This is a genomic window from Arthrobacter sp. TJ-58, from assembly GCF_058269295.1.
This window is the reverse complement of record NZ_JBZCNM010000001.1, coordinates 1,019,049-1,038,868: the sequence shown is the minus strand read 5'-3', so window position 1 is coordinate 1,038,868 and position 19,820 is coordinate 1,019,049. Positions and strand designations below refer to the sequence as shown.

Genomic DNA, 19,820 nt, shown 5'->3' with positions numbered 1-19,820 from the left:
GGAACGCCTGTGAATTCCCCGGGCACAGAATGCAATCAGACCAGCAGACCCCAGGCCGGGAGCCCGAGAAGCCAGCCGCCGGCCCATAGGCCCAGATCCAGTAGTGCCAGGACCAGGAGCAGTGCGCAGGGAAGCAGGAATGCCACGGCCTGACGCAGCGGCGGAAGCTTCCCGGCGGGCCCGGCATCCCCCAATGGCATATAGGGCACTCTATCGGTTTCGATGCTTCGGGAATGGCCGCGTACTTAGCGGCCCAGAGACGTCCAGCCGGACAGCAAAGGCCCATGGGCAGTTCCTCGCTCGCATGCTGCCCGAGCAGACCAACCTTGTGCTGACTGCCTCGTGTGTCCTGCAGTTCCAGCGTTCCCGCCGGCAGAAGACGAATATCGAGAGCCTTAGGGTGTAGCCATGACGGTCCGTGTAGATGAAGCTCGAGCAAGCTCTTCCATCCTCGACGGGTTGGACGAGGCCAGTGTGCGGATGCTGATTGATAATGCTGGGAAGGCAGGCATCGGCATTGGCGGAACAACCAAGACATTGCGCATTGGTGAAACCACCGTCTTCGTGAAGCAGCTGCCACTGACAGGCATTGAAGAAGCGGATCCGACAGCCACCATGAGCCGGCTCCAGCTTCCCTTCGTGTCCCACTACGGGATAGGAAGCCCTGCCCATGCGGTTGGGCGGGAGCTGGCAGCACATCAGGTGACGTCCGAGTGGGTTCGGTTCGGCGTCGTGGATTTCTTTCCGCTCCTGCTCGGCTGGCGAGTCATTGACTCAAAATGCGAGGCTGACCTTAGCGAATTCGACGGCGATGCTGTTCCCCGCCGATGGGGACTCCATTGGCTTCAGGTCGAAAGCAAGCTCACCGCGATGAAGAACGCCCCCAAAAGCATGGTGTTATTCCTTGAGTACGTGCCCGAGACACTGGGGGCCTGGATTCGGAGGAGTCTGGCCGAGGGCACCGGGGCAACTGTCTTTCCTGAAGTTGTCGACCAGCTCCTGAAAGCTACAGCCTGGATGAACAGTCAGGGGTTCCAGCACTTTGACGTTCACCCGGGTAATATCCTCGTCCGGGATGGCAGACTGCTCTTCACTGACTTCGGATTGGCCCTCCACCGCGAGTTCGACCTCACTGCGGAGGAAGCAGCATCCATGCCCACCCATGACGGCTTCGACCGTGATTCGGGCTTGATGCACCTGTTCCACTGGACCTTGTTTGAACTTGGCTATACCTCCGGTCTGGAGCGACTGGACTTGTTGCGTGCTGCCGCCGCCGACGCAACCACGCCGGCTTTGCATCCGGTTCGAGCCGCACTTGGAGCCGGTGCTGACCTCATTGCGGAATATGCGGGTATCGCTGTCTCTATGACCGGGATGTTCGACGCCCTCATGCAGGATGTTCTGGCAACACGATACCGGCGCCCATAGGTCTCACCCGAGGGGCTTCAGCCGCCTTCCGGTTTGAAAGTGCTGCCTGACAGCGGAGCGCGTGCGTACCATCCTGGTTCTTTTCCGCGCAGCAGCGCGGTGCGGGCGCGGTCGCCATCGTCCACTTCTCTTTGCAGCGCGACGGTTAAGACGTCGAACGCGGCAACGGCATTGGCATTCCGGGCAGGCGCGGATGAGCGGAATACTCGGAGGGGCACATCCCCTTCGTATGACTGGAACGCAATCTCGTACCTATGGCCCAGCTCGTCCGCCAGCCACTCGGCCAACCGGTTGCCCTCAACCGTAAACCGGCGGGCTGCTTCAGCGGACACCCACTCCACGTCATGAATCATGGAATGGTAATAGGACTCTTCCCATGACCGGAGAGCATTGATGAGTTTCTGTGTCAGTCCCGAGTCTTCATATCTGACGGGGCCGTCGAACCAGAGCACGGTCCCGACGTAGTCCGGGAACATGCGTACGGTCGGCGGGTGTCCCCAATCCGGAGTTGTCATGACAGGAGCGTACTGCCGCTTCTGAGCCCCGGGGACTGGGTCCTTCTCAGCTGATACCGGGTATGCCATGATGACCAGCAAAAACAAACGGGGAATGCAATGACGCTAAAGAAACGAGGTGCTGTAACCGCCGCTTTTCTCATGCTGGTGATGGGAACATGTTCGGCCTGCAGCGTCGGGGAGGCTTCCCCTGACGGTTTGCCCTCCGTCAGCTCCTTGGAAGAGGCCCGGCAGGCTGTGTCCGGTCAGCTCGACTGCCAGGCAGACCCGCCCTCGCCCACTGCTGTAATGGCCGCGGACGGACAAATACCGGCAGAATCGGTGAAGTGCACTCAAACCGTGGAGATCTTTTACTTTGACTCATCAGGCGCACGGGACGCGGCCTACACGGTGATGGCTGACGCTGCGGGCAGTGCTGGATCCGTCTATTTTGCAGAGGGTAAAAACTGGTTTGTCGTTGATTACTCCGAGGTGGGGATCGGTGCCGCAGATCCTGAACCCATGGACCTCTCAGCCCTTTCCGAGCCGCTCGGCACCCGTTTCACTGAGGTGAAATAAGGATGCCCGCTCGTCCGGAAGAACGCCATGAGCAGCTGTGCCGGGCAACTCAGCAGAACGCCGCTATTGACGAGCTGCGTTGAATACCGAACGGAGCGCTGCGAACCTTTACAAGCCGGTCAGGTCAGGCGGCCCGGGCTTCCTGGTATTGGTGACACTGTTTTTTACCTTCCTCCCCATACTGCTCCTGGTAGTGCTCTCATTGGCCACCATTGGTTCTTTTGCGAGGGGCACTGGTGCCACCGGGGACCAAGTAATGACGTCGTTGCCTTTCCTGGCAGCAGTTCTCGCCGCGGTTGTGACCGGCGTTCTGCTAAGGCGAGCTGAGACGAACCGGAGGGCGTGGGCGATGTCCGTGTGTACGGTTGCGCTGCTCCTCGTCGCGGCCTTTCCACCTGCTTACAGCTTCGGCAAGGCAATGGCGGAGGAGCTATGCGAAAACGCGCCAGGCGGCCGGGGGTACTCTGGTGCTCCGAATGAAGCTCCCGGCATCTGTCACTGGGCTCGCGGCTAGTTGCGCAGTCCGCTCCATTCTCCAAGCGCCTTGCTGAACAGCACGTAGTCGCCGTCCTGGCCCGTGGTTTCGTAGCCCGCGGCCTCGTAGAGCAGGCGGGCTTGATTGTTCCGATGAACACCGAGCTTCGCAACGCGTGCTCCGGTTGGGCGGACACTTTGCTCGAATGCCTCCAGCAGAAGCTGCCCGAGTCCCCGGCGGCGATGGCTGTCAAGGATATGGATCGAGGCCAGGGTTGCGCTGTCACCCTCGAGAGTCCACATTGCATACCCGAGCTGCCGCCCGTCGTCGTCGACACAGAACAGCGTCCGGGGAAGGGAATCTATCCAGAACTCAAGGTTCAGGTCCAGGGCCGCCAGCCACCCCTGGTGCGCATCCGGCTCGACGGTCTCCATGTACTCGAGCTCCTTGCGGAAGATGAAGGGCAAATCAGTTACGTCGGCGGGCCGAAGGCGTGTTGGCGCGGTCATGGAACTGAGCATCTCACAGCTAAGGCCGAAGCAGCATCGGCAAACGGCTCGGGGAATCCAGCGGCGCAACGAGCTACCACCTGCGGCAGTTGGCCCGGCACGGTCTTGTCCGTGAAGTTCCGGACCGCGGTTCGGTACGCGAGCGGTGGTGGGAACGCACGCCGGGCGCACTGAGTATCAGCACGCCCGGCGCGGAACAGGACCCAGCTGTGCGGGAAGCGGCCCGGCAGGTTAGCAGCTACTTTGAGCGCGGACGCGCGGAGTCACTGGCTGCCTTCATGGCGAGCGGCGCAACGGCGCTGCCGGAGGAGTGGTCCCAGGCTGCGACGATCAGCACGCTCAATGCCTACTTCACCGCTGACCAGCTCAAGGCGCTCACCCTCGAGATGGAAGCGGTCCTGCGCGAGAAACTCGAGACCTACCGGAAGGATCCGGGAACACCCGGGGCACGCCCCGTTCAGGTGCACTTCAATGCATTTCCAGTCATCGACCTACAGGAGCCCGCATGAGTTCCACAGTCCTCGGGTACTCCCAGCCCGTCTCCGCGCATGCGGGATTCACCTCCCGCGCCCTGATCCGCCTCGGCACTGCTTTCATTTCTGCTGGTGCCAGGCTCGCCCGCCCACAGCGGCCAGTACCTGCTCCTGTAGGAACCGGCAGCGCAGGGCAGCGGATCAGTGGCCCCGGGCGATCCATTCCTCCAGCTGCGGCGCCTCGGCACCGACTGTGGTGGCGTCACCGTGGCCGGTCAGCACCCTGGTCTCCGACGGCAGCGTCAGCAGCCGTTCCCGGATGGACTTGATGATGGTGGGGAAGTCACTGTAGGACCGGCCGGTGGCGCCGGGACCGCCGTGAAAGAGCGTGTCCCCGCTGAAGACCACCGGGGAACCGTCGCCGGGCGCGCCGGCGGCCAGCAGGAAGGACACTGATCCGGGGGAGTGGCCGGGGGTGTGCAGGGCCTGCAGCGTAATCCCGGCCACCTCGTAGATGTCGCCGTCCTGGATTTCGTCGTCGGGCGTTTCCTCCGGGAACACCGCATCCCAGAGCATCCGGTCCGCGGCGTGCAGGAACACCGGGGCGCTGAAGCGTTCCCGGGCTTCGCCCACGGCGCGGATGTGGTCGTCGTGGCCGTGCGTGAGCAGGATGGCCATGACTTCCCGGTCACCGACAGCGGCAGCCACGGAGTCGACGTCGTGCGCGGGATCAATAATGATCACCTGCGAGTCGTCACCGACGATCCACACGTTGTTGTCCACCTCCCAGGTGCCGCCGTCCAGGGAGAACGTGCCGGAGGTGATGACGTTGTCGATGTTCACGGCCATTTAGAGGACCACCACGGAGCGCAGGACTAAACCGTCATGCATTTTGGTGAAGGCTTCTTCAATGTCGCCCAGGCCGATGCGCTCGGACACGAAGGCATCCAGGTCCAGGCGGCCCAGCTTGTACTGTTCCACCAGCATCGGGAAGTCACGCGACGGCAGGCAGTCGCCGTACCAGGAGGATTTCAGCGAGCCGCCGCGGCCAAAGACATCGGCCAGCGGCAGTTCGATCTTCATCTCCGGGTTGGGCACGCCCACCAGGACCACGCGGCCGGCAAGGTCACGCGCGTAGAAGGCCTGCTTGTAGGTTTCGGGGCGGCCGACGGCGTCAATCACCACGTCTGCGCCGTTGCCTTCGGTGAGGGCACGGATGGCCTCGACCGGATCTTCTTCCTTGGAGTTGATGACGTGGGTGGCGCCCTGTGCCTTCGCCAGTTCCAGCTTCTTCGCGTCAATGTCCACGGCGATGATGGTGGTGGCTCCGGCCAGCTGCGCGCCGGCAACAGCGGCAATGCCCACGCCGCCGCAGCCGATGACGGCTACGGATTCGCCGCGCTGGACCTCGCCGGTGTTGATGGCGGCACCGATGCCGGCCATCACGCCGCAGCCGAGCAGGCCCACTGCGGCGGCGTCGACGTCGTCGTCCACCTTGGTGCACTGGCCGGCGGCCACGAGGGTCTTCTCAGCGAAAGCTCCGATGCCCAGGGCTGCGGTCAGCTCGGTGCCGTCCTCCAGGGTCATCTTCTGCGTGGCGTTGGCAGTGTTGAAGCAGTACTGCGGCTGGCCCTTGCGGCACGCACGGCACTCGCCGCAGACGGCGCGCCAGTTCAGGACCACGCGGTCGCCGGGGGCAACTTCGGTGACGTCGGGGCCGACGGCGGAAACCACGCCGGTCGCTTCGTGGCCGAGCAGGAAGGGATAGTCATCATTGATGGCACCCTGCTTGTAGTGCAGGTCCGTGTGGCAGACACCGCAGGTAAGGATGTCCACCAGTGCTTCTCCGGGACCGGGATCCGGAACCAGGATGGTCTCCAGCGAGACCGGGGCGTTCTTTTCCTTGACGACTACTGCCTGAACCTTGTGAACCATATGCGTTGTGCTGCCTCTCGGGGGTGTCCGGGCGGGACACCGATATCCGGCATCCCGCCTTCCATCCTATGAAGCGGGACGGATTCGCGCGAAGTTGACGTGGGCTGAGCCTGGAGGCCCAGGGGGTTTGCCCATGATCGGGAAGCGGCAAGGCCCGGGCGGCTAGAGGCCCAGGCGGGCCTTGACCTCGGCTGCGGACGGGTTCGTGGCCGACGAGCCGTCCGGGAAAATGACGGTGGGCACGGTCTGGTTTCCGCCGTTGATCTCGGCCACCAGCTCTGCGGTGCCCTCCACGTTTTCGATGTTGACCTCGTTGTAGCCGATGCCGGCGGCCTCCAGCTGGGACTTCAGGCGGCGGCAGTAGCCGCACCAGGAGGTGGAGAACATGGTGATGGAACCGGCGTCGGGGGTGAAAGTTTCTGCTGTGGCGGCCATGGAAGGCTCCTTCTGCGTACGGGAAACAGGGACTGCCGGGTACAACCGCCGGGCTGCCGGTTCAATTCCCCGGTCGGCGGACTGGCAAACTGGAAGCATGTGCGGACGTTACGTGATGGCCAGGACGACGGCGGACCTGGTCGCGGAGGCCGAGGCGGAAGCAGACGCTAATCTCGAGCTGCGGCAGTCCTGGAACGTGGCGCCGACGTCGGACGTGCCGGTGGTGCTGGAACGCTACGTCGGCGGGCCTGCGGCAGGCCGGGGTCCGGTGCGGGAAATTCATGTGGCCCGCTGGGGACTTGTGCCGGGATGGGCAGCAGATGAGTCGGTGGGGGTCCGGGCCTTCAACGCGCGCAGCGAAACGGTGCTGGAGAAGCCGACCTTCCGCGACGCAGTGTTCTCCCGGCGCTGCGCAGTGCCGGTGCAGGGATACTACGAGTGGAAATCCGGGCCGGGAAAAACCAAGCAGCCCTTCTATGTCCACCGCGCCGACGGGGCCCTGACGTTTTTCGCCGGCCTCTATGAGTGGTGGCGGGACCCGGCGAAAGCGCCGGGGGAGCCGGGCAGCTGGCTGCTCTCGACGTCGATCCTGACCGCGGCAGCGCCGGACCCGGAGGAAATCCGCAATGCCGGACAGCCGGAGGTGCTGGCGGAACTGGGGGAGCTGCACCACCGGATGCCGGTGCCGCTCACACGCCAGGGGATGGACGCGTGGCTGGACCCCGCAGCACGCAACGCCGGGGAGCTGGTGCACCGGGCGGTCGGCGAAGCCCGCACCGCAGCGGCTCAGTGGACTCTTGCGGCAGTGGATCCTGCCGTGGGCAATGTCCGCAACGACGGTCCGGAACTGCTGGCAGCCCCCGCCGCTGAACCGGATTCTGAGCCCGCACTGTTTTAGCGCACTGTTTTTGCGTCCTGTTCCAGTGCACTGTTTTTGCCCGCTGTTTTAGCCGCTGTTCCGGGAGGACAGCTCGGTGAGTGCGGCCTGGGCCGGGTCAGATGCGATGGGCTCAATGACCTCAAGGGTGACGTTGCCGTTCGCGTCCATGGACAGTCCCGGGTTGTGGCAGACCTCCCAGCGGTAACCGTCCGGATCGGTGAAGTACCCGGAGTAGCCGCCCCAGCTCATCTGGGTTCCCGGCGCCGTAACTGACCCTCCCGCTGAGGCTGCTTCCGCCAGCACGGCCTCCACTTCAGCCGCTGAGCCCACGTTGTGGCCCAGGGTTATGGGAGCAGCTGCGGCCTCACCCATGGCGCCGGCTTCGGCCGCCAGATGATCGCGCCGGAAGAAGGCCAGCAGCAGGCCCGGACCCACCTGGTAGAAGATCACTTCTTCCGGGACGTGCTGAACGGCTTCCCAGCCAAGCCGGGAGGAATAGAACGCGTAAGTTACCTCGAGATCCCGCACGCCTGCGGTGATTACGGATAGAGAAGGTTTCACAGTCATGATCCTGCCACTGCGGGGCGGGTAAACCCCTCTTCGACGCGTTCTGATGCGGTTGAACTCGCCGGCGAAACAGCATGGACGCGGCTGGACCGTTGACCGTGCTCCCGGGCGGGGCTGTCATAGACCTATGCCCCGGAATGTTCCAGCACCCCGTAACCCGGACGGAAGTCACCGGGCCGCCAGCACCGAATCAGGGCAGAGCCCCGCCGCCGGCAGGCCCGGCGGGCGCAGCGGCTGGGCCCGCTTCCTGATTCCGGTGGTGCTGATCATCGTCTGGTTCGGTGTGGGCGGCATTGGCGGACCGTACTTCGGCAAGATCAGTGAAGTGGCGGACAACAACCAGACCTCGTATCTTCCCGCCAGCTCGGCGTCCACACAGGTGGCCGACCTGCAGCAAAAATTCACGGACAGCGACGCGATCCCCGCCGTCGTCGTCTACGTGAACAATGACGGCCTGACCGAGGCGGACCGGACCTTCGTCACCGGCCGGGCGTCCGAGTTGTCGAAGGTCAGCGGCGTTGCGGGCGAGGTTTCCCCGCCTCAGTTCTCCACCGACGGCAAGGCCGCGGAGATCTTTGTGCCGGTGCAGGACAATGACAGCGCCACGGCCACCGTGGAAGATCTGGGCAACGAGGTGCGGGACGGGATCCCCCAGGGGCTGGACAGCTACGTCACCGGACCGGCCGGGCAGCTGGCGGACATCACCGAAGCGTTCGGCGGCATCGACACCTCGCTGGTCCTGGTGGCGGCACTGGCGGTGCTGGTGATCCTGGTGGTGGTCTACCGGTCACCCCTGCTGCCGTTCCTGGTCCTGCTGACCTCGATCTTCGCCCTGTCCGCCGCCATTCTGGTGGTTTACTACCTGGCCAAGACCGGAACGCTGACCCTGAACGGCCAGGTCCAGGGCATCCTGTTCATCCTGGGCATCGGCGCTGCAACGGACTACTCGCTGCTCTATGTTTCCCGGTACCGGGAGTCGCTGCGGGACCACGAGGGACGGTGGGATGCCACCTGGGCGGCGCTGAAGGGAACCTTTGAACCGGTCCTGGCTTCGGCTGCCACGGTGACCGCCGGGCTGCTCTGCCTGCTGCTCAGCGACCTCAATTCCAATAAGGCCCTGGGTCCGGTGGCGGCGATCGGCATCGGATTCGCTTTTCTGGCCGCAATGACCCTGCTCCCGGCGCTGCTCTTCCTCTTCGGGAGGGCGGCCTTCTGGCCGCGCCGGCCGGCGTTCGGGTCCGAGCATCCGGACCGGGACGGGAACTCCCCCAAGGGGTTCTGGCCCCGCGTGGCCCGGACCGTCAAGGCGCATCCGCGCCGCACCTGGGTGATTCCCACACTGGTGCTCCTGGTTGCGGCAACAGGCCTGCTGCAGCTGCGGGCCTCCGGAGTGCCGCAGAGCGACTTTGTGCTGGGGCAGACCGCCACCAAGGAAGGCCAGCAGGTCCTGGGCGAGCATTTCCCCTCCGGTTCCGGCAGCCCGGCACTGATTGTCGCCCCGGAAGGCGAGATCGACGCCGTCGCCCGCGCAGTGCTGGCCGTGCCCGGCGTGGATGCCCTGGCCGTGGACGCCACCGGCACACCGGCCGGGGAGCTGCCGGTGACGGCCGACGGCGTGCAGTCCTCTCCTGTCCCCGGGACCTCAGGCGCGCCGAAGGTAGTGGACGGAAAGGTCCTGCTGGAAGCCACGCTCAAGGAGGCTGCGGAGTCCGACGCCGCGGAGCAGACGGTCTCCACCATGCGGGAGAAGGTGGCCGGGATCGGGGATGTGCTGATCGGCGGGGTAACGGCCACGACCATCGACACCAACGCTGCGGCCGCCCACGACCGGGACCTGATCATTCCGGTGGTTCTGGTGGTGATCCTGTTCCTGCTGATGCTGCTGCTGCGCGCGCTGCTGGCCCCGTTCCTGCTGATCCTGACGGTGCTGCTGTCCTTCGGGGCCACCATGGGCGTTTCCGCCCTGGTCTTCAACCATGTTTTCCGCTTCCCGGGCGCGGACCCGGCCGTTCCGCTGTTCGGTTTTATCTTCCTGGTGGCCCTGGGCGTGGACTACAACATCTTCCTGATGACCCGCGTCCGGGAGGAAAGCATCCGGCACGGCACCCGCGAGGGAGTGGTCCGCGGGCTGATGATCACCGGCAGCGTCATTACCAGCGCCGGCATTGTGCTGGCGGCAACCTTCGCCGCCCTGGGTGTCATCCCGGTGCTCTTCCTGGCGCAGCTGGCCTTTATTGTTGCCTTCGGCGTCCTCCTGGACACCTTGGTGGTGCGCTCGCTGCTGGTGCCGGCCCTGTCTTATGACATCGGCCGCAGGATCTGGTGGCCTTCGAAGCTCTCGCGGAGCAACGCGGGATCTGCGGACGGCTAGTCTAAAGTCATGGAAACCTCTGATCATCACCGATCCATCTCCTGTCAGCTGGACGATGTCCGCACCGCCATTGACGAAATCGATGAAGAGATCGTGGCGCTGATCTGGCGCCGGGAGCGGCTGGTCCGCCTCGCCGGTCCGCTGAAGGACAACGACGCCGAGGTGAAGGCTCCCGCGCGTGTCGAGGAGGTCCTTGAACATGTCCGCGCCACTGCAGAGGCCCAGGACGGGGACCCCACCGTGGTGGAAGCAACGTACCGCGCGATGATTGACGCCTTCATCGACTATGAGCTGAAGGTGCGGCATGAGGCCGAGGCCCAGGCCAAGCTGGACGCCTTTTCGCGCAGCTAGCGGACCATCTCCGGTTCCCCGGGCAATTTCGCGGCTATCGGGTGGAAGGCCGCGGGCGTGGGGTACGGTACTCACACGTCAGCGGTGCGCGCACCGGAACAGTACGCACTCAGGGGGAAGAGGCAGGAATGGACCAGGAGCAGCCGGCACCTGATATGACTGCGCCGGAACAAGCGGCATCGGAACAAGCGGCATCGGAGCAGTGGCGGGCCGTCGCTGCTGCGCTCGCAGATGAGCGCAGGCTGCGGCTCTACGCCCGCATCATCACGGCGGCGGAGCGCGGAACGCCCCTGGACGGGCAGAACATGGAGCCCAAGGAACGCAAATCGCTGGCTGCCCTGCAAAAGGCCGGACTGGTCTCCTCGGGGGTATGCGATGTCCAGCCGGTCAGCGGTGTTTTTGCCCGCCTGCTGGCCAGCGGTAAGCAGCCGCCGGATACGTCGGCACAGAGGTTCCTGGTCAACGGGAAAATCTCGGCCTACCCCCGGCGCTCCGCCGACCGCCTGGAACTGCTCCACTACGTAGCCGGGCACGTTTTTGAAACGGTCCCGGCACCTGCCGGAGAGGTGCCGGTGCTGACCGAGCGCGAGATTACCGGCCGCCTCGGCAGCTATTCCACGGACCCGGCAGCCGTTCGGCGCTATCTGGTGGATGAAGGAATCGTAGCCCGCAGCACCGATGGGTCCCGGTACTGGCTGACGTCTCCGCGTCCTGCGGACGGAATGGAATTCGCGTAGCTACGACGTTCCCTCTTCGAGGATCGACACGATTGAAAAGAGCGTAAAGCAGATGGCCCCGAGTCCAACCAGCACGTGAGCGCCGACGAAGAACGCCGGCTCCGTGCCTGCGGCTTCAAAGAGGAACGCGGCGAAGAACAGACAAGTGAGCGCTGTTCCGATGGGCATGAGCGGGATGCGGTTGGCCAGGGCAAACGTCCGGCGCCACACGAGGGCGAGCAACAGCACTTTCGACAGGATGCTGAAGCAGATCAGTCCGAGGCCGATCAGCACACATCCGGGGGCTAGCCGATAGGACTCGTCTGAGCTGAACAGCACGAATAGTCCCAGCACCAGGTTGACGGTGCCCGCGGCAGCGACGAGCCACGCCCAGGCGAAACGCTCGCTGTCGCTGAATGCGTTGCGTATCTGGCGAACGATGCTCGCGACCAGAGCGATCAGGGCCGTGCAGATCACCGACAGGCCGGTCATGACATGGCCGGCAATGAATCCGGGAGTGTCTGAACGCATCAACAGCCCGGCCGCGAGGGAGAAGCCGACGACGGCGGCCATCACCGGAACTGCGACCAGCATGAGCCCGGCGGTGCGGGAGTGGGCACCTTCCGGCGGGCCGCCCAGGGGCTCGAGCAGCTGGGCTGACTGGATCAGCGTGAATTTTGTGGACGCGGCCGCGACGGTGCTGACACACGCGGCGACGAGGCCGACGCCGATCACAACGAAACCTGCCGTGAGGTTCTCCGCGGTGTTGTCCCGGTTGGCCAGGACGATGCCCCAGATGATGGCGGCTGCAGCAGCCGCGTAGCCGGAGAGCGGCAGGATGATCCCCCACACGCGCCCGTAGCGGCTGATGAGCTGCCTGATGATGGTGGCCGCCGTAGTGAACAGGGCATAACAGATGGCGGTCAGCCCAACGTTGACGTGTCCGGCCACAAAATGATTGGCATCGTCCGGCCCGGCCAGGATGTAGAGGCCGTACGACAGGCAGACAGCTCCCATCAACAGCGGTATGGCGCGAAAAATGACACTGATTGTCTGGTTCATGGCCCACCCCGAGAGACGTCGTGGATCCCGTGCGGCTTCGACATCAGAGTCGGTCCGCGTTTAGTGCCCAGTTTGTGCCCGTCTCACCCGGGGAACAATGCCGGAGGCCCGCAGACGGCGGGCAGGAGGAGCTTCCCTGCCTGAGCAGAACCTGTTGGGCAGCCCGGAGGTGACCGCGGGCCGTTGACTCGGCCGCGGGCGGGGCGTCGAATGGAAAGTGCTGTCTGGTCCGGCACTATTCAAGACGAGCTCCCAAGGAGCGTCAATGGCCGCCAAGTTCACCGCCCGAGGAACACATGCAACCCATCCTGCAGCCGCCATGGCAGGGGCCATGGGTGCCCCTGTCAACACCGTGTCGCTGGCGGCCCGATCCAGTGCGGCTCCGGTGCAGCCGGGTGCAGCGGCAACGGTTGCCTCCGCTCCGGACCTCCCCTCGGGCCGGCAGCCGGCACCGGAACATTCCAACCGGCGCGTCGCCGTCATTTTCACCGGCCTCATACTCTCGGTGCTCGTTGCAGCCCTGGACCAGACCATCGTTTCCACCGCCCTGCCCACCATCGTGGGGGACCTGCACGGGCTGGATCACCTGTCCTGGGTGATCACCGCATATCTGCTGACCTCCACCATCGGGCTGCCCATGTACGGCAAGCTCGGTGACCTGTTTGGACGCAAGAATTTCTTTATCTTCGCCATTGTGGTGTTCCTTGCCGGTTCCGCACTCTCCGGTCAGTCGCACAGCATGGCCGAACTGATCACCTATCGGGCCATCCAGGGGGTTGGCGGCGGCGGGCTCATGATCGGCGCGCAGGCCATCATCGGTGACATAGTTTCCGCCCGGGACCGCGGTAAATACATGGGCCTGATCGGAGCTGCCTACGGCATCGCCTCGGTCGGCGGCCCGCTGCTCGGCGGGTACCTCACGGATACATGGTCCTGGCGGTGGGTGTTCTACATCAACCTGCCCATCGGCATCATTGCCCTGGCTCTCATCATCGGAGCCCTCCACCTGCCTCGGAACAGCGCAACGGGTGTCCGGCTGGACTATGCCGGGGCCGGACTGCTCGCCATCGGCACCGCCGCCCTGGTGCTGCTGACAAGCTGGGGCGGCAACAACTACGCCTGGACATCTCCGACCATCCTGACGCTGGCTGCCGTGGCAGTCGCAGCCATTGCGGTGTTCATCCCCGTGGAACTGCGGGCAAAGGAACCGCTGCTGCCGCTGCGGTTGTTTTCCATCCGGAATTTCCTGATCTGCACGTTGGTGGGCCTGGCCGTAGGACTGGCAATGTTCGGCTCCATCGGCTATCTGCCCACCTTCCTGCAGATTGTCAACGGGGCGTCTCCCACCATGTCCGGGCTGATGATGCTGCCCATGGTGGCCGGCATGCTGATCAGCTCCATAGGAACCGGCCAGCTGATCTCCCGCACCGGCAAATACAAGATCTATCCCATCCTGGGCTCGGCAGTCATGATTCTTGGGCTGATCCTGCTATCGCGGATTTCCAGTACGACCCCGTATTCATTCACTGCCCTTGGCATGCTCGTGCTGGGACTGGGCATTGGGGCGCTGCTGCAGAACGTGGTGTTGATCGTGCAGAACAGCGTCCCGCCCAATGACATGGGTACCGGGGTGTCGACAGCCAACTATTTCCGGCAGCTTGGCGCCTCGCTGGGTATTGCCGTGTTTGGTTCGCTGTTCATCCACCGGCTCAATGACCGGTTGGACTCGGCGCCCGCCGGAGCAGGAGACCCTGCGTCCGGCGGGGCCAACTCGATCAGTCCCGAAATGATCAAATCCCTGCCGCCCGGCGCGCAGGACTTCATTAAGTCTGCTTTCGGTGAGGCACTGCCGCCCATCTTCCTGCTGGGAGTGCCCATCCTGGCTGTGGCGTTCGTTCTCACGCTCTTCATCGTGCAGCAACCGCTGTCCAAAACCTCCCGAGTGGAGGCGGCGACAGAGTAGAACGCACTCCAGCGAGGAGAAGTAATTCCCATGTCCCACAAAGCTTTTACCCCGCGCATTGCGGCAGCCCCGCGCCGTTCCGTGCCCGCACTGCCCAGACACCGCTGGGAGGACCTCCAGGCGGAAGCGCCGAAACGAAACCTGCCGCTGGTCTTCACCGGACTGGTGCTCTCGGTGCTGCTGGCCGCCCTGGACCAAACCATTGTTGCCACTGCACTGCCCACCATTGTGGGGGACCTTAACGGACTGGAGCATCTGTCCTGGGTGGTGACCGCCTACATTCTGGCAGCCACCATCGGGTTGCCGGTTTACGGGAAGCTCGGTGACCTTTTTGGCCGCAAGAGCATTTTTGTCTTTGCCATCGCGGTGTTCCTGCTGGGGTCCGTCCTCTCCGGACTGGCACAGAACATGGGGGAGCTGATCGGCTTCCGCGCCCTGCAGGGCCTTGGCGGCGGCGGTCTGATGATCGGTGCCCAGGCCATCCTCGGGGACCTCGTCTCTCCCCGGGAGCGCGGGAAGTACATGGGCCTGATCGGAGCAGCTTTTGGGCTGGCCTCCGTGGGCGGACCGCTGCTGGGCGGCTGGATCACGGACGCCTGGTCCTGGCGGTGGGTGTTCTACATCAACCTGCCCATCGGGGCAGTGGCGCTCGCCGTCGTCATTACGTCCCTGCACCTGGCCAAGCCGCAGGGGATCCGCCCCAAGCTGGACTACGCCGGCGCCGCGCTCCTGGCTGTCGCGAGCGCCGCCCTGATCATGCTGACCAGCTGGGGCGGCACCACCTACGGCTGGTCAAGTCCGCAGATCCTCGGTTTGGCCGTGGTGACACTGGTTGCCGGTACGGTGTTTGTCCGGGTGGAGAAACGGGCTGAGGAGCCGATCATGCCGCTGGATTTATTCCGCAACCGGAACTTCCTGCTGCCGGTGCTGGTGGGCATCTCTGTGGGCATAGCCATGTTCTCCACGATTTCCTACCTGCCAACCTTCCTGCAGATGGTCAACCGGGCCACCGCCACCCAGTCGGGGCTGATGATGCTGCCGATGATGGGCGGGCTGCTGCTGACCTCGATCGGCACCGGGCAGCTGATCTCCCGGACCGGGAAGTACAAGATCTATCCGATCCTGGGTTGCGCCGTGATCATGGCCGGGCTGGTGCTGCTGTCGCGGATTTCGGATACGACGCCGTACAGCTTCACTGCCGCCGGCATGCTGGTGATGGGCCTGGGGATCGGGATGCTGATGCAGAACCTGGTGCTGATTGTGCAGAACAGCGTGCCGGGCCGGTCGATGGGGGCGGCGATTTCCGCGGCCAACTATTTCCGGCAGATCGGGGCCTCTTTTGGCATCGCATTGTTTGGCTCAATTTTCATCCACCGGCTGGGCAACGAAATTTCTTCCGCTCCGACCGGTGCGCCAGGGGCAGGGGCGGCCCTTGGCGGCAACATCAATTCCCTGAGTCCTGCCATGCTGCGCGGGTTGCCCGCTCCGGTGCAGGATTTTGTTGCCGCGGCCTTCGGCCACGCGCTGCCGCCGATCTTCCTGCTGAGCGTGCCCATCGTGGCGGCGGGCTTGGTGCTGTGCCTGTTCATCAAGGAGACTCCGCTCTCCACTTCAGTGCGCACTGAGGCGAAGGAGGAGGTCTAGAAAGACAGGTGCCCGGGGGAGGTGCCGATTGTCAGCTGCTGGCCGTACACTGGATTCTGTTCGAACATACGTTCTAATGGATTGCCGTTCTGGTGATCAGTCCAAGCGCGGGGCCGGCGTAACCGCGGGTGCACGCCTGCCGGCGGGAAGGAATCGGAAATGGGTGTCTTCAGCGAGGCAATAGAGGTGGTGTGCTCGCCCGCGGGCCAGCCCCTCCGGCTCGTCTGGAGCGGCCATACCTACAAGGTGGCAGCGGATCCGGTGCGCTGGTACGAGCGCCGGAACTGGTGGGAGGAAGAATCCCGGGCAGAACGCGGACGCGGCCCCGGGCTGGTGGACTCTGAGATCTGGCGGGTCCAGGCCCGGCGAACCCCGCGCTCGCCGCTGCGGACCTTGGACATCTCCCATGACATCCGTTCCGGCCGCTGGCGGCTGATCCGCATTCATGACGCCCTGCGGGAAAGTGCTTAGGAACCGCCTGCCATGAGCTTCACCCATCTGCATGCCGCCACCGCCTTCAGTGCCCACTACGGGGTGTCCTGGCCGGAGGAAATGGCGCAGGCCGCCGCAGCAGACGGCGCCGGCGCACTGGCCTGCACCGACCGGGACGGACTGTACGGAACGGTGAAGCACCTGCGTGCCTGTATGGACGCCGGAATTGATCCAATCGTGGGAGTGGACCTTGCAGTGCTGGGCGAGCCGGATGCCGGCGGTGCCCCGCCCGTTACCGGCCGCGTGGTGGTTCTGGCCCGCGGCGGAAACAGGGGCGCGGGCTACCGGGCGCTGTGCCGGCTGATCTCCGACGCCCACGCCGGCACCTCGGCGTCGGCGGCGCGCAAGGGCAGCAAACCGGTGGGAGTGACGGCGGCGCAGCTGGCCTCGCGGGCTGCATCCGGCCCCGGTGATGAACCGGTGCTGACCGTACTGGTGGGCCCCTGGTCCGACGTCGGGCAGGCCATGCGCAGCCGCAGCTACGCCGTCGCCCGCACGCTTTTTGCCCGCTGGCAGGCAGTCCTTCCGCGGAAAGCGCTCGCCGTGGAGGTGGTGGCCCACCTCAGCGCCCCCGGAACCAACCTCAGCCTGGCCCACGCCGTACGCATGTTCCGGCTGGCCGATGAAATGCGGCTGCCGGCCATCCTCACCAATGCGGTGCGCTACGTGGATGCCGACGGCGCCGCCACCGCCGATGTTTTGGATGCCGCCCGGGCGCTGACCTCCCTGGCACGGCTGCCCGACCTGCAGCCCAACGGGCAGGGGTGGCTCAAGAGCGCCGCGCAGATGAAGTCACTGGCCCGGGAGATCAGCACCGAGGCGGGCTACGGAGCGGCGGGCGCCTCCCGGATGCTCCGCGACACCGAAGCGCTCGCCGACGCCTGCCGGATGGATCCGGTCCGGGACATGGGCTGGAAGCAGCCGGTGGTTCCGGAAGCCTCGGTGATCGGTATTGCCGCCGAACCCATGGCCGAGCTGGTGAGCCGCTGCGAAGCGGGCATCGGCCGCAGGTTTCCGGCATTGGACGCGGGCGGTGAGGCGCGCCTGCGCAACCGGCTGTCCCATGAACTGGGCATCATTGAACGGCTGGGGTTCGCCTCCTACTTCCTGACCGTGGCGGAAGTCTCCGCGATGATCACCGACATGGGGGTGCGTGCGGCGGCCCGCGGATCAGGGGCGTCCTCCCTGGTGAACTATCTGCTGGGCATCAGCCACGTCAATCCGCTGGCCCATGACCTGATCTTTGAGCGCTTCCTCTCCCGTGACCGCTCCACCCTGCCGGACATCGACATAGATGTGGAAAGTGCACAACGGCACAACGTCTATCACCGTATTTTTGAACGCTTCGGGGCCGAACGCGTCACTCTGATGAGCATGCAGAACGGTTACCGTGCCCGCGGTGCGGTGCGCGACGCCGGCATGGCCCTGGGCCTGGCCGAAGAAGACATCGGGGCAGTGGCCAAACAGCTGTGGCGTTTCTCCGCCCGGAAGTTCCGTGAGGCGCTCGCGGAAAAACCGGAGCTGCGGGACATTGCCGGACGGGTGGAGGGAAACCGGCAGCTGGATTTGCTGGTGGACCTGACCGAGCGCCTGGACCGGCTGCCCCGGCATATCTCCATGCACCCGTGCGGCGTGATTCTGGGGGACACCTCCCTGCTGGACCGCACCCCGGTGCAGCCCTCCGGTCTGGGGCTTCCCATGTCCCAGTTCGACAAGCACGACATGGATCCCATGGGCATGCTCAAGCTCGATGTGCTGGGCGTGCGGATGCAAAGTGCCATGGCCTACGCCCTGAAGGAAGTGCGGCGGCTGCATCCCACCAAAGCGGACACGGTGCGTGCCGGAGCGCATCCGGCCGGTCCCGACGGGAACGGTCCGGACTATGTGCTGGCGGACGGTTCCATCAACCTTGACGCAGTGCCGCTGGATGACGCGCCCACCTATGACCTGATCTGCAGCACCTACACGCTGGGCTGCTTCCAGATTGAATCCCCGGGACAGCGCGAGCTGATCGGCAAGATGGAGCCCCGGGAGTTCAATGACCTGATCATCGACATTTCCCTGTTCCGGCCCGGACCCATGAAATCCGACATGGTCCGTCCGTTCCTGGAACACCGGCACGGCTGGGCTCCGGAGGTGTATCCGCACGAGGCCCTGCGGCCGGTCCTGGCGGAAACGCACGGGGTGACCGTGTTCCACGAACAGGTCCTGCGCACCTTTGACGTCTTCACCGGCTGCGGGCTGGCCAAGGCCGATGAACTGCGCCGGCTGCTGGGCAATGAAGACGCCGAAAAATCCGTGGAGGATTTCTTCCGCACCGAGGCGGCCAAGCGCGGCTACACCGCAGACGTCATCGATAAGGTCTGGGGCACGCTGAAGGCGTTCGGCAGCTTCGGATTCTGCAAGGCGCACGGCGCTGCATTTGCCGTACCCACTTATCAGTCCGCCTGGCTGAAAACACACCATCCCGAAGCTTTCCTGGCCGGGATCTTTGAACACGATCCGGGCATGTATCCGCGCCGGCTGCTGGTGGCCGAGGCCCGGCGGATGGGCATTCCCATCCTGCCCCTGGACATCAACCGCAGCGGCGCGCAGTACCGGGTGGAGCCGGTGCCGGCGGTTCCGGCCTCGCCCGGGCACCCGGCGCGTCCGGAAAAGCTGGGCATCCGGTTGAGCCTGGCCGGGATCTACGGTCTCTCGGCAGCGGAACTGCGGCGCATCACCGCCGGCCAGCCCTACGATTCCCTGGCCGACCTGCGGGCCCGGGCCAAGGTGGGGCGGGCCACCCTGATGCGGCTGGCCTCGCTGGGTGCCTTCGATTCGCTGGCCCGGGACACCGGAACAGCCGCTTCCCGCGCTGATCTTTTGCGCCACCTGGACGCGGCACCGCCCCGCCCGGCGCCGCGGAAATACGATCCCATTCCCGGGCAGCTTGCCCTGCCGCTGGGAGACACCGAACTGGAAAACCTGCACCCCGAACTGCCCGAACCCACTTTGCGGGAGAAGGTGCGCACGGAACTGGACCTGCTGGCCGTGGATGTCAGCGCCCACCTGATCGACAGCTACGCCCCGCTGCTGGCGGAATTCGGCGTCACCAAGGCCCGGGACCTGATTGGACTGCGCAACAATTCCGAGGTCTGGGTGGCCGGCATCCGCGTGGCCACCCAAACTCCGCCCATGCGCGGCGGGCGGCGCGTGGTGTTCATCAGCCTCGACGACGGGACCGGCTGCGTGGACTGCACATTCTTCACCGAGGCCCAGGAAAAAACCGGGCCCCTGCTCTTTGGCACCGAGCTGATGCTCATCCGCGGACTCACCCGCCGCACCGGTCCGCGCGGCATCAGCATGCAGGCGCTGGAGGCCTGGGACCTGAGCGACACCGCCTCCCTGCCCCGTCCCCAGCGCGGCAGGTTGGTGGGGCCGAACTCCAGCGGATAACATCGAAG

19 protein-coding genes are annotated in these 19,820 nt (G+C 65.0%); 11 read left to right on the top strand and 8 right to left on the bottom strand.

What is annotated here, in order from left to right:
* Positions 1-35 precede the first annotated feature (35 nt).
* The gene (locus tag AC4D2W_RS04735; protein WP_490925736.1) at positions 36-200 is read right to left on the bottom strand and encodes a hypothetical protein; all 165 of its coding nucleotides are present in this window, start codon (positions 198-200) and stop codon (positions 36-38) included.
* Positions 201-408: 208 nt separating this feature from the next.
* Here AC4D2W_RS04735 and AC4D2W_RS04730 point away from each other — a divergent pair, with 208 nt between their 5' ends.
* Positions 409-1,428, top strand: coding sequence for a protein kinase domain-containing protein (locus AC4D2W_RS04730; protein ID WP_490925735.1), 1,020 nt, complete (start codon positions 409-411; stop codon positions 1,426-1,428).
* A gap of 17 nt (positions 1,429-1,445) precedes the next feature.
* Here the strand turns inward: AC4D2W_RS04730 and AC4D2W_RS04725 are convergent, their stop codons facing one another.
* On the bottom strand, positions 1,446-1,943 hold the full coding sequence (locus tag AC4D2W_RS04725) for an immunity protein CdiI family protein (protein WP_490925734.1): 498 nt from the start codon (positions 1,941-1,943) through the stop codon (positions 1,446-1,448).
* Positions 1,944-2,231: 288 nt separating this feature from the next.
* Between AC4D2W_RS04725 and AC4D2W_RS04720 the strand changes: the two genes are divergently transcribed.
* Positions 2,232-2,501: a hypothetical protein gene (locus AC4D2W_RS04720; RefSeq protein WP_490925733.1), complete on the top strand. Its 270-nt coding sequence runs from the start codon at positions 2,232-2,234 to the stop codon at positions 2,499-2,501.
* Positions 2,502-3,011: 510 nt separating this feature from the next.
* Here AC4D2W_RS04720 and AC4D2W_RS04715 read toward each other — a convergent pair.
* Positions 3,012-3,485 (bottom strand): GNAT family N-acetyltransferase, encoded by a 474-nt coding sequence (locus tag AC4D2W_RS04715; RefSeq protein WP_490925732.1) that lies wholly within the window; start codon positions 3,483-3,485, stop codon positions 3,012-3,014.
* Positions 3,486-3,574: 89 nt separating this feature from the next.
* Here AC4D2W_RS04715 and AC4D2W_RS04710 point away from each other — a divergent pair, with 89 nt between their 5' ends.
* A complete protein-coding gene (locus tag AC4D2W_RS04710; RefSeq protein WP_490925731.1) occupies positions 3,575-3,994 on the top strand; it encodes a hypothetical protein in 420 nt (139 codons plus the stop codon).
* Positions 3,995-4,159: 165 nt separating this feature from the next.
* Here AC4D2W_RS04710 and AC4D2W_RS04705 read toward each other — a convergent pair whose 3' ends face one another.
* From AC4D2W_RS04705 to AC4D2W_RS04695, 3 genes are all read right to left on the bottom strand, one after another.
* Entirely contained in the window at positions 4,160-4,807 is a 648-nt protein-coding gene (locus tag AC4D2W_RS04705) for an MBL fold metallo-hydrolase (protein ID WP_490925730.1), read from the bottom strand.
* Positions 4,808-5,893, bottom strand: a complete 1,086-nt coding sequence (locus AC4D2W_RS04700) for an S-(hydroxymethyl)mycothiol dehydrogenase (RefSeq protein ID WP_490925729.1) — start codon at positions 5,891-5,893, stop codon at positions 4,808-4,810.
* Positions 5,894-6,055: 162 nt separating this feature from the next.
* Positions 6,056-6,328: a mycoredoxin gene (locus tag AC4D2W_RS04695; protein WP_490925728.1), complete on the bottom strand. Its 273-nt coding sequence runs from the start codon at positions 6,326-6,328 to the stop codon at positions 6,056-6,058.
* A 97-nt stretch (positions 6,329-6,425) separates the two neighbouring features.
* On the opposite strand from AC4D2W_RS04695, the gene AC4D2W_RS04690 reads away from it, so the two are divergent.
* Complete coding sequence (locus AC4D2W_RS04690) at positions 6,426-7,226, top strand: SOS response-associated peptidase (protein WP_490925727.1); 801 nt, start codon at positions 6,426-6,428, stop codon at positions 7,224-7,226.
* A gap of 48 nt (positions 7,227-7,274) precedes the next feature.
* Here the strand turns inward: AC4D2W_RS04690 and AC4D2W_RS04685 are convergent, their stop codons facing one another.
* Positions 7,275-7,775: a VOC family protein gene (locus tag AC4D2W_RS04685; protein WP_490925726.1), complete on the bottom strand. Its 501-nt coding sequence runs from the start codon at positions 7,773-7,775 to the stop codon at positions 7,275-7,277.
* A 127-nt stretch (positions 7,776-7,902) separates the two neighbouring features.
* Here AC4D2W_RS04685 and AC4D2W_RS04680 point away from each other — a divergent pair, with 127 nt between their 5' ends.
* From AC4D2W_RS04680 to AC4D2W_RS04670, 3 genes are all read left to right on the top strand, one after another.
* Positions 7,903-10,146: an MMPL family transporter gene (locus tag AC4D2W_RS04680; protein WP_490925725.1), complete on the top strand. Its 2,244-nt coding sequence runs from the start codon at positions 7,903-7,905 to the stop codon at positions 10,144-10,146.
* Positions 10,147-10,155: 9 nt separating this feature from the next.
* Complete coding sequence (locus AC4D2W_RS04675) at positions 10,156-10,497, top strand: chorismate mutase (RefSeq protein ID WP_490925724.1); 342 nt, start codon at positions 10,156-10,158, stop codon at positions 10,495-10,497.
* Positions 10,498-10,625: 128 nt separating this feature from the next.
* Positions 10,626-11,234, top strand: coding sequence for a DUF2087 domain-containing protein (locus AC4D2W_RS04670; RefSeq protein WP_490925723.1), 609 nt, complete (start codon positions 10,626-10,628; stop codon positions 11,232-11,234).
* Here the strand turns inward: AC4D2W_RS04670 and AC4D2W_RS04665 are convergent, their stop codons facing one another.
* Positions 11,235-12,275: a DUF2776 family protein gene (locus AC4D2W_RS04665; RefSeq protein ID WP_490925722.1), complete on the bottom strand. Its 1,041-nt coding sequence runs from the start codon at positions 12,273-12,275 to the stop codon at positions 11,235-11,237.
* A gap of 265 nt (positions 12,276-12,540) precedes the next feature.
* Here AC4D2W_RS04665 and AC4D2W_RS04660 point away from each other — a divergent pair, with 265 nt between their 5' ends.
* The 4 genes from AC4D2W_RS04660 to AC4D2W_RS04645 all read left to right on the top strand — a co-directional run bounded on the left by AC4D2W_RS04660 (position 12,541) and on the right by AC4D2W_RS04645 (position 19,812).
* The gene (locus AC4D2W_RS04660) at positions 12,541-14,238 is read left to right on the top strand and encodes an MDR family MFS transporter (RefSeq protein WP_490925721.1); all 1,698 of its coding nucleotides are present in this window, start codon (positions 12,541-12,543) and stop codon (positions 14,236-14,238) included.
* A 30-nt stretch (positions 14,239-14,268) separates the two neighbouring features.
* Positions 14,269-15,882: an MDR family MFS transporter gene (locus tag AC4D2W_RS04655; protein ID WP_490925720.1), complete on the top strand. Its 1,614-nt coding sequence runs from the start codon at positions 14,269-14,271 to the stop codon at positions 15,880-15,882.
* 159 nt (positions 15,883-16,041) lie between these two features.
* Positions 16,042-16,353 carry a DUF6504 family protein gene (locus tag AC4D2W_RS04650; RefSeq protein ID WP_400928491.1) on the top strand — a complete coding sequence of 104 codons (312 nt, stop codon included), beginning with the start codon at positions 16,042-16,044 and terminating at the stop codon, positions 16,351-16,353.
* 12 nt (positions 16,354-16,365) lie between these two features.
* Entirely contained in the window at positions 16,366-19,812 is a 3,447-nt protein-coding gene (locus AC4D2W_RS04645) for a DNA polymerase III subunit alpha (RefSeq protein ID WP_490925718.1), read from the top strand.
* Positions 19,813-19,820: the final 8 nt, after the last annotated feature.

Coding starts and splice junctions, on each gene's coding strand:
- AC4D2W_RS04735 (WP_490925736.1), bottom strand. CDS start 200: ATGCCATTGGGGGATGCCGGGCCCGCCGGGAAGCTTCCGCCGCTGCGT.
- AC4D2W_RS04730 (WP_490925735.1), top strand. CDS start 409: ATGACGGTCCGTGTAGATGAAGCTCGAGCAAGCTCTTCCATCCTCGAC.
- AC4D2W_RS04725 (WP_490925734.1), bottom strand. CDS start 1,943: ATGACAACTCCGGATTGGGGACACCCGCCGACCGTACGCATGTTCCCG.
- AC4D2W_RS04720 (WP_490925733.1), top strand. CDS start 2,232: ATGGCCGCGGACGGACAAATACCGGCAGAATCGGTGAAGTGCACTCAA.
- AC4D2W_RS04715 (WP_490925732.1), bottom strand. CDS start 3,485: ATGACCGCGCCAACACGCCTTCGGCCCGCCGACGTAACTGATTTGCCC.
- AC4D2W_RS04705 (WP_490925730.1), bottom strand. CDS start 4,807: ATGGCCGTGAACATCGACAACGTCATCACCTCCGGCACGTTCTCCCTG.
- AC4D2W_RS04700 (WP_490925729.1), bottom strand. CDS start 5,893: ATGGTTCACAAGGTTCAGGCAGTAGTCGTCAAGGAAAAGAACGCCCCG.
- AC4D2W_RS04695 (WP_490925728.1), bottom strand. CDS start 6,328: ATGGCCGCCACAGCAGAAACTTTCACCCCCGACGCCGGTTCCATCACC.
- AC4D2W_RS04690 (WP_490925727.1), top strand. CDS start 6,426: ATGTGCGGACGTTACGTGATGGCCAGGACGACGGCGGACCTGGTCGCG.
- AC4D2W_RS04685 (WP_490925726.1), bottom strand. CDS start 7,775: ATGACTGTGAAACCTTCTCTATCCGTAATCACCGCAGGCGTGCGGGAT.
- AC4D2W_RS04680 (WP_490925725.1), top strand. CDS start 7,903: ATGCCCCGGAATGTTCCAGCACCCCGTAACCCGGACGGAAGTCACCGG.
- AC4D2W_RS04675 (WP_490925724.1), top strand. CDS start 10,156: ATGGAAACCTCTGATCATCACCGATCCATCTCCTGTCAGCTGGACGAT.
- AC4D2W_RS04670 (WP_490925723.1), top strand. CDS start 10,626: ATGGACCAGGAGCAGCCGGCACCTGATATGACTGCGCCGGAACAAGCG.
- AC4D2W_RS04665 (WP_490925722.1), bottom strand. CDS start 12,275: ATGAACCAGACAATCAGTGTCATTTTTCGCGCCATACCGCTGTTGATG.
- AC4D2W_RS04660 (WP_490925721.1), top strand. CDS start 12,541: ATGGCCGCCAAGTTCACCGCCCGAGGAACACATGCAACCCATCCTGCA.
- AC4D2W_RS04655 (WP_490925720.1), top strand. CDS start 14,269: ATGTCCCACAAAGCTTTTACCCCGCGCATTGCGGCAGCCCCGCGCCGT.
- AC4D2W_RS04650 (WP_400928491.1), top strand. CDS start 16,042: ATGGGTGTCTTCAGCGAGGCAATAGAGGTGGTGTGCTCGCCCGCGGGC.
- AC4D2W_RS04645 (WP_490925718.1), top strand. CDS start 16,366: ATGAGCTTCACCCATCTGCATGCCGCCACCGCCTTCAGTGCCCACTAC.